This is a genomic window from Brachymonas sp. KE5 (assembly GCF_057773645.1).
The window spans coordinates 853,283-864,700 of the sequence record NZ_CM173463.1; the positions used below are offsets into that span (position 1 = coordinate 853,283).

An 11,418-nucleotide genomic window follows, 5' to 3' on the forward strand; every position below is an offset into this window, starting at 1 on the left:
ATTGCAGTCGACGACTGCTCAGTGCAGCGTATCGTTCCCCGGCATGAGCGTGCTGCCCGATTCCAGCTTGAAGAAGCCGGTGCCGGCCGAGCCACGCCCCACCTCGTCCACCGTCGCCTCGCGCACGCTGTGGATCTTGATGCGCAGTTCCAGCCCGATACCGGCCAGCGGATGATTGCCGTCCAGCACCACATGGTCGGGATAGATGTCGGTGACGATGTACAGCGCATCCTTGGGAATATCCGCATTGCAGCCCGCGGGCAAAGCGTGCCCGTCGAAGGCCATGCCTTCTTCCAGTTCGGCCGGGAACCACTTGCGCGCCTCGAGAAAGACCTTCTCTTCGTCATAATCGCCAAACGCGTGGTGCGGCTCCAGATGCAGTTCGACGGTATCGCCCACCTTGTGCTCCAGCAGCCCTTTGTCGATGGCCTCCAGCAGGTCGTCGCCGCCCACCAGAAACTCGACCGGCTCCTGCAGTTCGTCCAGCACCTCGCCCTGCATGTCTTTCATGATCCAGGTCAGCGCCACGACCGATTGATCGGTTACCAGAGTCTTGTCGGATGAATTTTCCATTGCACAATTGTCCCATGAACACCGACCAAGCTCTTCCCCTGCTCGGCAATTTGTCGCCCGTGCAATTCATGCGCCGCCACTGGCAGCGCAAGCCCCTGCTGGTGCGCCAGGCCATCCCAGGCTTCCAGCCGTTCCTCGATCGCCGCGAACTGGCCGCGCTGGCCGAGCGCGATGACGTCGAATCGCGCCTGATCACTTCGGGCACCGCCAAAGGCTGGACCTTTGCCAAGGGCCCGTTCCCCAAGACCAGGCTGCCCGCCTGGAAGCAGCGGCAATGGACGCTGCTGGTGCAGGGCGTGGACCTGCACGACGAGCGCGTGCATGCGCTTATGCAGCAGTTCCGCTTCATTCCCGATGCGCGTCTGGACGACGTGATGATCAGCTACGCCAGCGATGGCGGCGGCGTCGGTCCGCATTTCGACAGCTACGACGTATTCCTGCTGCAGGCGCATGGCCAGCGTCGCTGGCGCATCGGCCGCCAGAAGGACCGTACGCTGCTACCCGACATGCCGGTGCGAATCCTGGCCGATTTCCAGCCCGAGGAGGAATTCGTGCTGGATCCGGGCGACATGCTCTACCTGCCGCCGGGCTGGGCGCACGATGGGGTAGCGGTGGGCGAATGCATGACGTACTCCATCGGCTTCCGCGTGCCGCAGAAAGGCGATCTTGCGCGTGAACTATTGCTGCGCATGGCCGAACCGGCCGAGGATGCCCTGGGGGAAAAGCTGTACAAGGATGCCGGCCAGCCGGCCGTGGAGCAGGGCGCGGAAATCCCGCAGGCCATGCAGCAGTTCGCCTTCGACGCCGTTCATGCTGCCATGCTCGATGGCGAAAACATCGCGTGCGCGCTGGGCGAATACCTCACCGAACCCAAGGCCAACGTCTGGTTCGATGCGCCCGAGCAGGAGCCAACCGGACTGCAGCCGGGTGGTGTCCGGCTGGACCGCCGCAGCCGCATGCTGTATGACGAGCACCATATCTTCATCAACGGCGAAAGCTACCGCGCTGCCGGCAAGGACGCGAGGCTGATGCGCAAGCTGGCCGACGAGCGCATGCTCAAGCCCAAAGCGGTGGAGCGTGCCAGCGAGTCGGCTCGCGAATTGATGCTGTCCTGGGTGGATGCTGGCTGGCTGCACGACGGCCAGTAAGGCGAACGTCCCCACAAAATCTGCTCCGTTGACCTTCGGCATGCAGCAGGTCGCAGAAAACTGACGGATTTCTGTCACATCGATACAACGAAGTTGACGTTTTTGTCAGGAAAGGCGTCAGGCAATGTCAGAAATATCCGGGCTTTCCCTATAATTCAACGCAGAGGTGGAGCTCGGGTGTTCCGCCTCTGTTTTTGCCGAAACGGTAAGAACAATTTCCGGAAATTGTTTTTATTCACCTGACATACAAGGATATCCAATGAACAAGTCTCTCGTCATCGCTTCCGTGATCGCTGCTGCTGCTCTGGTCGCTTGCGGCAAGAAAGAAGAAGCTGCTGTGCAGGCCGCTTCCGCTGCTGACGTGGCTGCTTCCGCTGCTGTGGAAGCTTCCTCCGCTGCTGCTGACGCTGCTTCCGCTGCTGCTACCGCAGTTGACTCCGCTGCTTCCGCTTCTGCTGGCGCTGCTTCCGAAGCCGCTGCTGCTGCTGGTGACGCTGCTTCCGCCGCCGCTACCGCTGCTGCTGACGCTGCTTCCGCTGCTGCTTCCAAGTAATTGGATATTTGCCACGGCCTCGCGCCGTGGCAAGCAACAAGAAAGCCACCCTAGGGTGGCTTTCTTGCGTCTGCATTCCGGCAGAGCGGCACGAGCGGCTCAATCACCCGTGGCGTAGCTGACTGCCGGCACACGGTCCCACGGCTGGTCTTTGCCAGGACACCAGCGCAGCACGTCTCCCCGCACAGGATGGCCGCCCATCTCCCAGTCACCCAGCACCAGGCGGCGCAAGGGCGGCTGGTGCGAGGCATCGAGTACATGTTCCGCCGGCTTGTGCGTATGGCCATGCAGCAGGGTGTGGCAGCCATGTTCCGCCAGCCAGCGGCAGGCCAGCGGGTGGTCCACATCGGCATAGCCTTCGACTCCCAATTCATTCTTGCGCGATTCGCTCTGCGCGCGCAACTGGCGCGCCAGCGCCAGGCGCTGTTCCAGCGCTTGCTGCAGCAGGGCCTGCTGCCAGGCCGGCTGCCGCACCTGGGCGCGGAACTGCATGTATTGGGTATCGTCGATGCAGAGTGCATCGCCATGGCTGAGCAGGATGCGCTCGCTGGCGCCGGCAGCCTGGGGCCACTCCAGTACGCAGGGATCCTGCAGCAGCGTCATGCCGGCTTCGGCACAGAAGGTCTGGCCGACCAGAAAGTCGCGGTTGCCATGCATGAAATACAGCGCACGCGTCGCGCCGGCGGTGCGCAGGGCAGCGGCCACTGCGCGTTCGAAACCATGTTCGGCTGACCCGGTCACGTCATCCCCCACCCACACCTCGAAGATATCTCCGAGCAGAAACACCGCATCGGCCGGCGTCTGCTGCAGATAGCGGGCAAAGGCCTGCCAGGTGGCGTCGTCCTGCTGCAGATGCAGGTCGGAAACGAAATCGACGCAACGCCAGCTGGCGGGCGCGATCACGTGGGCCAGTGCAGTATCCGGAGTAGCGGGAGAGAGGGAGTCAGACATGGAGGCTCGGGGCAGGGCATGAAAAAGCCACGCAAGCAAGGCCCTGCGTGGCTTGGAAACAGCGTGGCGCTGGCGGCAGGCGCTTACAGCGCCACGGCCTTCTCGATCACCACGTCTTCCTTCGGCACGTCATCGTGGAAGCCGCGACGGCCGGTGGCGACCTTGGCGATCTTGTCCACCACCTCGGTGCCGCCGGTGACCTTGCCGAACACGGCGTAGCCCCAGCCCTGCGGCGTGGGAGCGGTGTGGTTCAGGAAGTCGTTGTTGGCCACGTTGATGAAGAACTGGGCGCTGGCCGAGTGCGGTGCCGAGGTACGGGCCATGGCGATGGTGTACTTGTCGTTCTTCAGGCCGTTGTTGGCTTCGTTCTGGATTTCCTTGGCGGTGGGCTTTTGCTGCATGCCGGGGGCGAAGCCGCCACCCTGCACCATGAAGCCGGGAATCACGCGGTGGAACACGGTGCCGTCGTAATGGCCGTTGCGGACGTACTCGAGGAAGTTGGCGACGGTGATGGGGGCTTTTTCAGCGTCCAGTTCCAGGGTGATGGTGCCGAGGTTGGCAATGTGCAGTTCTACAGTGCTCATGGTCGTTGTGGATCTCGTTATGAAGAAAGCGGGCCGGACGGCCCGCGGGGATGGCTTATTTTATCTGCGTGGCCGAGTTGATGACCACGGCCTGCTTGGGAACATCACTCGGGAACTGGGCATTGCCGCCGGTCGGCACCGCCTTGATGCGGTTGACCACGTCCATGCCGCTTACCACCTTGCCGAAAACCGTGTAGCCGTAGAGCTGGCTGGAGCGCAGCAGGCTGGAGCGCGGAACGTTGGTGTAAGTGCGGCCCTGATACTCGAATTTGGCCACCGGATCCCCATCGGGAATTTGCACCGGATCCAGGAAGCTGTTGTCCTTCACGTTGATGAAGAATTGTGCAGCGCCGGAGTTGGGGTCGTTGGTGCGTGCCATGGCCACGGTGCCCACGGTGTTGCGCAGGCCGGCCTTGGCAGACTGACGGCCTTCATGCGGCACCGGTGCGCGCGTGGCCTTCTCGACGTAGCGGGTGTCGTAGCCGCCGCCCTGGATCATGAAGTTGTTGATGACGCGGTGGAACACCGTGCCGTCGTAGTGCTTGCTGCGCACGTACTGCAGGAAGTTGGCCACGGTCTTGGGGGCCTTGTCGGGGTAGACCTCGATCACGAAATCACCCATGGACGTATTGAAGCGCACCTGGGGTGCGGCAGCGGCCTTGGGGGCAGCCACGGCGGCGCCAGCGCCAAGAGCGAGCGAGCCGGCAATCAGCAGGCTGCCCAGCGGGCCCAAGGGAAGCAGTTGTCGACGGGTCAGTGGCATGGGGGAAATCCTCTTCGTTCGGGCAAGGGATGGAGACTGATGCGGATTATCCAGTGCCCTGCGCCAGCGCAATGTGTGCAAGGGTAAGACTGGCAATCGGCGGTGGAGGCAGGCCGCTGCGGCCTGCGCTTCAGGAGCCCGCGGCCTGGACCTTGGCGCGCAGGGCGCCATTGCCGGGCTGCAGCGCCAGGGCGCGGCTGTAGCTGTCGTGCGCCATGCGGCGGTAGACGTCGCCGAGATTTTCCAGCGCGGTGGCGTAGCTTGGATTGCTGCGCAGCGCTGCCTCGAGCGCCTCGCGCGCCAAGCCCAGCTCGCCGCTTTCAGCATACAGCACGGCCAGATTGTTGAAGGGCTCGGGGATTTCGGGGTATTCCTGCGTGAGCGCGATCAGCATGGCGCGGGCCTGATCCTTCTGGCCCTGGGCCGTGAGGATGCGGCTCTTGAGCAGGCGCATTTGCGGATCGCGCGGGTTGCCGGCCAGATAGGCGTCTGCCGCCTGGCTGGCACCGTTCAGGTTGCCGCTGCCGATCATCTGCTGCACCTTGCGGTAGTCGGCGCCCACCGGCCCGTCCTGGGCCATGGCGGGCTGCAGGCAGAGCAGGGTGCCGAGCAGGGCGGCGGCGATCCAGCTGGCACGGCGGTGGAAAACAGAGGGGCAGTTCAGGGGCGGCAGACGCATGGGCAAAGGGAATTCTGGCGGCGACTTGCGCCGGGATGACCGGGGTCGTGATGCGCTGATTATTGCAGGTTCGCCGGGCGTCGCACGTGATCGGGGACAAGCGGTGGCGTGGATACGGTACCATGCTGGGTGTGCGGCTGCCCCATGCCGCGTTCCGGGTCACGTCTGTATGCCGCATGGCAGTTGCGGCTTGGCGTGCTGTGCTGCATGATCACGGTGACCCCGCTTCCACGAACCGATTGAAACAATGTCCCTGCAAATCTACAACACGCTGGCGCGTGAGGTACAGCCTTTTGCTCCCCTGGAACCCGGCCATGTGCGCATGTATGTGTGCGGCATGACCGTGTACGATCTGTGCCACCTGGGCCATGCCCGCGCCATGGTGGCTTTCGATGTGGTGCAGCGCTGGCTCAAGGTGAGCGGCTACCGCGTCACCTATGTGCGCAACATCACCGACATCGACGACAAGATCATCAAGCGCGCGCTGGAAAACGGCGAGACCATTCGCGGCCTGACCGACCGCATGATCGACGCGCTGCACGAGGATGCCGACGCGCTCGGCATCGAGCGCCCCACGCACGAGCCGCGCGCCACCGAGTACGTGCCGCAGATGGTGCAGCTGATCGAGACGCTGCAGGGCAAGGGTCTGGCCTACCAGGCCGAGAACGGCGACGTGAACTATGCCGTGCGCAAGTTTCCCAACTACGGCCGCCTGTCCGGCAAGTCGGTGGACGAACTGCGCGCCGGCGAGCGCGTGGCGGTGCAGGACGGCAAGCAGGATCCGCTCGACTTCGTGCTGTGGAAATCCGCCAAGGCGAGCGAGCCGGATGATGCCAAGTGGGACAGCCCCTATGGCGTGGGCCGCCCCGGCTGGCACATCGAGTGCTCGGCCATGGGCTGCGCGCTGCTGGGCGAGCAGTTCGACATCCACGGCGGTGGTGCCGACCTGCAGTTCCCGCACCACGAGAACGAGATTGCGCAGAGCGAAGGCGCCACCGGCAAGGCGCCGGTGCGTTTCTGGATGCACAACGGCTTCGTGCGCGTGGACAACGAGAAGATGTCCAAGAGCCTGGGCAACTTCTTCACCATCCGCGAGGTGCTGAAGGATTACGACGCCGAGACGGTGCGCTTCTTCATCCTGCGCGCCCACTACCGCAGCCAGCTCAACTACAGCAACGCGCATCTGGACGATGCCCGCGCGGCGCTCAAGCGCCTGTACACCGCGCTGAGCCTGGTCAAGGCCGAAGTGCCGGCGCAGATCGACTGGAATGATCCCTTCGCCGCACGCTTCAAGGCCGCCATGGACGAGGATTTCGGCACGCCAGAGGCGGTGGCCGTGCTGTTCGAGCTCGCGAGCGAAGTCAACCGCACGCAGTCGCCGGAGCGCGCCGGTCTGCTGCGCGCACTGGGGGGCTGCATCGGCCTGCTGCAGGATGATCCGCAAGGCTTTCTGCAGGCGGGCTCCGCGCTGGATGCCGACGCCATCCAGGCGCAGATCGATGCCCGTGCCGCCGCCAAGACCGCCAAGGACTGGGCCGAAGCCGACCGTATCCGCAAGGCCTTGCTGGAGCAGGGCGTGGTGCTGAAGGACTCGCCCACCGGCACGACCTGGGAAATGGCGCAGTAAATGCAGGCACGTACCAGTGAGCCGGCCTCCCCGGTGACGGAGGCCCGCACGCCCATCCCCGCTGTTGCGGACGGCAGTTGCGTGATCACGCCTGCCTACTGGGCCGAGGCCTGCAAGCTCCTGTCGCGGCGCGACCGCGTGATGAAGCGCCTGATCCCCCAGCACGGCACCGCCTGCCTCGAATCGCGCGGCGATGCCTTTACCACGCTGGCGCGCAGCATCGTGGGGCAGCAGATTTCGGTGAAGGCGGCGCAATCCGTGTGGGACCGCTTCAGCGCGCTGGCGCCCGAACTGGATGCCGCACAGGTGCTGCGCCTGCGCATCGACGACATGCGCGCGGCCGGCCTGAGTGCGCGCAAGGTCGAGTACCTGGTCGATCTGGCGCTGCATTTCAGCGAGAAAAACCTGAACGAGACCGACTGGACGAGCATGGACGACGAGGCCGTGATCGCCCAGCTGGTGGCGATCCGCGGCATTGGCCGCTGGACGGCCGAGATGTTCCTGATCTTCCACCTGCTGCGCCCGAACGTGCTGCCGCTGGATGACGTGGGGCTGATCAAGGGCATCAGCCACAACTACTTTTCCGGCGAGCCGGTCAGCCGCAGCGACATGCGCGAAGTGGCCCAGGCCTGGCAGCCGTATTGCAGCGTGGCGACCTGGTATCTGTGGCGCTCGCTTACGCCGCTTCCGGTGGCCTATTGACCGGCGGCACGCCCAAAATGCAGGCCGGCCGGTTTTGCGGCACTGGCCAAATTTACAATAGCACCCAAGTACCATAGCCATTTCCGGCCCAGCCGGCCTGTTGCCGGCATCAACGAGGAGTCATTCCGTGGCCAAACGGACCTTTCTGGATTTTGAACAGCCCATCGCCGAACTCGAGAACAAGATCGAGGAGTTGCGCTATGTGCAGAGCGAATCGGCCGTCGACATCTCGACGGAAATCGAACAACTGAGCAAGAAGAGCCAGCAGCTCACCAAGGACATCTACAGCAACCTCACGCCCTGGCAGATCACCAAGATCGCGCGCCATGCCGACCGTCCCTACACGCTGGACTACATCCGCGAGATCTTCACCGATTTCGTCGAGATGCACGGCGACCGCCACTTTGCGGATGACCAGTCCATCGTCGGAGGTCTGGCGCGCTTCAACGGCCAGCCCTGCATGGTGCTGGGCCAGCAGAAGGGGCGTGACACCAAGGAGCGCGGCCTGCGCAACTTCGGCATGAGCAAGCCCGAGGGCTACCGCAAGGCGCTGCGCCTGATGAAGACGGCCGAGAAGTTCGGCCTGCCGGTGTTCACCTTTGTCGATACGCCCGGCGCATTTCCGGGCATCGACGCCGAAGAGCGTGGCCAGAGCGAGGCCATTGGCCGCAACATCTTCGAGATGGCGCAGCTGGAAGTGCCGATCATCACCACCATCATCGGCGAGGGTGGCTCGGGCGGCGCGCTGGCGATCAGCGTGGCGGATCAGGTGCTGATGCTGCAGTACTCGGTGTATTCGGTGATCAGCCCGGAAGGCTGTGCTTCCATCCTGTGGAAGACCTCCGAGCGTGCGCAGGATGCCGCCGAGGCGCTGGGCATTACCGCGCACCGTCTGAAGGCGCTGGGCCTGGTGGACAAGATCGTGAGCGAGCCGGTGGGCGGTGCGCACACCAACTACAAGCAGATGGCCTCGCTGCTCAAGCGCGCGCTGGGCGATGCGCTGCGTGGCGTGAGCGATCTCAAGCCCAAGGAGCTGCTGGACCGCCGCTACGAGCGCCTGCAGAGCTACGGCCGTTTCAACGATACGCGCGCCGACAAGGAATAAGCGCCGGCGCTGCGGCGGGGAGAGCCTGCCATGACGTCTTTGCCGGATACTGAACCGCAGCCGCAGCCGCAGCCGCAGCCGCAGCCGCAGCCGCAGCCGCAGCCGCAATGGCTGCTGGCGCCGCGTTCGACCGTTGACGCAGCCGTATGCGGCTGGTGGCAGGGGCTTGCCACACCGCCCTACACCCTGGCGGTGGCCCTGAGCAGCGGCGCGGATTCGACCGCCTTGCTGATGGCCGTGTGGCGCATGGTGCTGCAGGCCTGGCAGCGGGACGCCAGCGCCTTGCCGCGGCGGGTGGTGGCGTTGCACGTGCATCATGGCCTGCAGGATGCGGCCGATGATTTCGAACAGACCGGGGCGCAGCTTTGCGAGCGCCTTGTGCATGAGGCGGCCATGTCTGCAACTGCTGCTCCCTTGCTGGGCAATCCGGCAGGCACTGCGGACGGCGGAATCCTTGCAGGCCATGGAGCAAGCGGCTTTTCTCTGGACGGGCGTCTTGTCTGGCGCAGCGCCCGCGTGACGGTGGCGCTGGTCGCCGGAGACAGCCTCGAAGCCCGCGCCCGCGAAGAGCGCTATGCGGCGCTGGCCCGCATGGCGCAGGAGGAGGGCGCCGGCATGGTGCTGCTCGGCCAGCATGCCGACGACCAGGCCGAAAGCGTCCTGCTGGCGCTGAGCCGGGGCGCCGGGGTGGCCGGTCTGGCCGGCATGGGCACTGCCTTCACACGGCAGGGGTCTGCCTTTGCCCGCCCGCTGCTGGAAGTGCCGGGCCAGTTGCTGCGTGACTGGCTGCGCGAGCTGCAGATTCCCTGGCAGGAAGATCCCAGCAACGCCGATTTGCGCTTTACCCGCAACCGCTTCCGCCACCAGCTGTTTCCGGTGCTGGAGCAGGCCATGCCCGCTTTCCGCACCAGCTTTGCGCGCAGTGCCCGGCTGGCGGCCGAGGCCGACCAGCTGCTGGGTGAACTGGCACAGCTGGACCTGCTAGCGGTGGGCGATCCGCCGTCAATCCGCCCGTTGCAGGCGCTCGGCCGGGCGCGGCAGGCGAATGTGTTGCGCTGGTGGCTGAAGCAGCGCCATGGCGTGGTCGGCAGCGAGGCGCAGATGCGTGCCCTGCAGGATGTGCTGGCGGCCTGCACCACGCGCGGGCACCGCATCCATATCCGCGTCGGTGCGGGCTATGTACAACGCAGGGATGCGTGCCTCGACTGGGTGCCACTACATCTTGGTACAATAAAGGGTTGTCCGTCCTCGTCCTGATCCGGCCGAGGCTGACACGGCTTACCCACGCGCAGGCCAAGGCCTGTGCACCAATGAATTGCTGATAACACTATGGCACTGATTGTTCAAAAGTACGGCGGCACCTCCATGGGCTCGACCGAGCGTATCCGCAACGTCGCCAAGCGCGTCGCCAAATGGGCGCGCGCCGGCCACCAGGTGGTGGTGGTTCCCTCCGCCATGAGCGGCGAAACCAATCGCCTGCTGGGCCTGGCGCGCGAGCTGTCGCCCGAGAAATCCACCAGGGAAGTGCTGCGCGAGCTGGACATGATTGCCTCCACGGGCGAGCAGGTGTCCGTGGGTCTGCTGTCGCTGGCGCTGCAGTCCGAAGGCCAGCCCGCCATCAGCTACACCGGCTGGCAGGTGCCCGTCAGGACCAACGATTCCTACACCAAGGCCCGCATCGACTCCATCGACGACCAGCGTGTCAAGGCCGAACTCAACGCCGGCAAGGTGGTAATCATCACCGGCTTCCAGGGCATCGATGAGCACAACAACATCACCACGCTGGGCCGTGGCGGCAGCGATACTTCCGCCGTGGCCGTGGCTGCTGCACTGGGTGCGGACGAATGCCTGATCTTCACCGATGTGGATGGCGTGTACACCACCGATCCGCGCATCGTGCCCGAGGCGCGCCGCCTGGGCAGCGTGAGCTTCGAGGAGATGCTGGAAATGGCGTCGCTGGGCTCCAAGGTGCTGCAGATCCGCTCGGTCGAGTTCGCCGGCAAGTACAAGGTGCCGATGCGCGTGCTCAGCAGCTTCACCCCCTGGGACATCGACATCAACGAGGAAGCCAAATCCGGTACCCTGATTACTTTTGAGGAAGACAAGAATATGGAAAAAGCCATCGTCTCCGGCATCGCCTTCAACCGCGACGAAGCCAAGATCTCCGTGCTGGGTGTGCCGGACAAGCCGGGCATTGCCTACAGCATCCTGGGCGCGGTTGCCGACGCCAACATCGAGGTGGACGTGATCATCCAGAACATCAGCAAGGATGGCAAGACCGATTTCAGCTTCACCGTGAATCACGGCGACTTCGAGCGCGCGCTGGAGCTGCTGCGCACCAAGGTGCAGCCCGAAGTGGGCGCTGCCGAAGTGGTGGGCGATCCGCGCATTGCCAAGGTCAGCATCGTCGGCATCGGCATGCGCAGCCACGTGGGCGTTGCCAGCAAGATGTTCAAGGCGCTGGCCGACGAGGGCATCAACATCCAGATGATCTCCACCTCCGAGATCAAGACCTCCGTCGTGATCGACGAGAAGTACATGGAACTGGCGGTGCGCACGCTGCACCGTGCATTTGAACTGGATCAGGCGCCTCAGGCGTAAGAGTGGCGAGTTTTAGGCTATAATTCAGCCTTCTCAGGAAACGTGACCGAGAGGCCGAAGGTGCTCCCCTGCTAAGGGAGTATGGGGTGTAGAGCCCCATCGAGGGTTCGAATCCCTCCGTTTCCGCCAAGA

General features: G+C 64.4%; 12 protein-coding genes and 1 tRNA gene. 8 read left to right on the top strand and 5 right to left on the bottom strand.

Going from position 1 to position 11,418, the window contains the following annotated elements; genetic code table 11:
• Positions 1 to 18 precede the first annotated feature (18 nt).
• Complete coding sequence (locus tag ACX36O_RS04045; RefSeq protein WP_488360093.1) at positions 19 to 573, bottom strand: FKBP-type peptidyl-prolyl cis-trans isomerase; 555 nt, start codon at positions 571 to 573, stop codon at positions 19 to 21.
• A 14-nt stretch (positions 574 to 587) separates the two neighbouring features.
• Here ACX36O_RS04045 and ACX36O_RS04050 point away from each other — a divergent pair, with 14 nt between their 5' ends.
• Together ACX36O_RS04050 and ACX36O_RS04055 are read left to right on the top strand one after the other, a co-directional pair.
• Entirely contained in the window at positions 588 to 1,721 is a 1,134-nt protein-coding gene (locus ACX36O_RS04050) for a JmjC domain-containing protein (RefSeq protein WP_488360094.1), read from the top strand.
• A gap of 259 nt (positions 1,722 to 1,980) precedes the next feature.
• Positions 1,981 to 2,274, top strand: a complete 294-nt coding sequence (locus ACX36O_RS04055; RefSeq protein WP_213359776.1) for a hypothetical protein — start codon at positions 1,981 to 1,983, stop codon at positions 2,272 to 2,274.
• A gap of 99 nt (positions 2,275 to 2,373) precedes the next feature.
• Here the strand turns inward: ACX36O_RS04055 and ACX36O_RS04060 are convergent, their stop codons facing one another.
• The 4 genes from ACX36O_RS04060 to ACX36O_RS04075 all read right to left on the bottom strand — a co-directional run bounded on the left by ACX36O_RS04060 (position 2,374) and on the right by ACX36O_RS04075 (position 5,251).
• On the bottom strand, positions 2,374 to 3,225 hold the full coding sequence (locus ACX36O_RS04060; RefSeq protein ID WP_213359778.1) for a UDP-2,3-diacylglucosamine diphosphatase: 852 nt from the start codon (positions 3,223 to 3,225) through the stop codon (positions 2,374 to 2,376).
• An 83-nt stretch (positions 3,226 to 3,308) separates the two neighbouring features.
• A complete protein-coding gene (locus ACX36O_RS04065; RefSeq protein ID WP_213359780.1) occupies positions 3,309 to 3,809 on the bottom strand; it encodes a peptidylprolyl isomerase in 501 nt (166 codons plus the stop codon).
• Positions 3,810 to 3,864: 55 nt separating this feature from the next.
• The gene (locus ACX36O_RS04070; RefSeq protein ID WP_213359783.1) at positions 3,865 to 4,572 is read right to left on the bottom strand and encodes a peptidylprolyl isomerase; all 708 of its coding nucleotides are present in this window, start codon (positions 4,570 to 4,572) and stop codon (positions 3,865 to 3,867) included.
• A gap of 130 nt (positions 4,573 to 4,702) precedes the next feature.
• Positions 4,703 to 5,251, bottom strand: a complete 549-nt coding sequence (locus ACX36O_RS04075) for a tetratricopeptide repeat protein (protein WP_213359785.1) — start codon at positions 5,249 to 5,251, stop codon at positions 4,703 to 4,705.
• Between the two features lie 247 nt (positions 5,252 to 5,498).
• On the opposite strand from ACX36O_RS04075, the gene cysS reads away from it, so the two are divergent.
• From cysS to ACX36O_RS04105, 6 genes are all read left to right on the top strand, one after another.
• A complete protein-coding gene (gene cysS / locus ACX36O_RS04080) occupies positions 5,499 to 6,878 on the top strand; it encodes a cysteine--tRNA ligase (RefSeq protein WP_213359788.1) in 1,380 nt (459 codons plus the stop codon).
• Positions 6,879 to 7,580: a DNA-3-methyladenine glycosylase family protein gene (locus tag ACX36O_RS04085; RefSeq protein WP_213359791.1), complete on the top strand. Its 702-nt coding sequence runs from the start codon at positions 6,879 to 6,881 to the stop codon at positions 7,578 to 7,580.
• 127 nt (positions 7,581 to 7,707) lie between these two features.
• Positions 7,708 to 8,685, top strand: a complete 978-nt coding sequence (locus ACX36O_RS04090) for an acetyl-CoA carboxylase carboxyltransferase subunit alpha (protein WP_213359794.1) — start codon at positions 7,708 to 7,710, stop codon at positions 8,683 to 8,685.
• A gap of 30 nt (positions 8,686 to 8,715) precedes the next feature.
• Positions 8,716 to 9,942, top strand: a complete 1,227-nt coding sequence (gene tilS, locus ACX36O_RS04095; RefSeq protein ID WP_488360095.1) for a tRNA lysidine(34) synthetase TilS — start codon at positions 8,716 to 8,718, stop codon at positions 9,940 to 9,942.
• 72 nt (positions 9,943 to 10,014) lie between these two features.
• Positions 10,015 to 11,286 (top strand): aspartate kinase, encoded by a 1,272-nt coding sequence (locus ACX36O_RS04100; protein ID WP_371699259.1) that lies wholly within the window; start codon positions 10,015 to 10,017, stop codon positions 11,284 to 11,286.
• A 36-nt stretch (positions 11,287 to 11,322) separates the two neighbouring features.
• Positions 11,323 to 11,415: transfer RNA gene (locus ACX36O_RS04105), tRNA-Ser, on the top strand.
• The last annotated feature ends 3 nt before the right edge of the window (positions 11,416 to 11,418 follow it).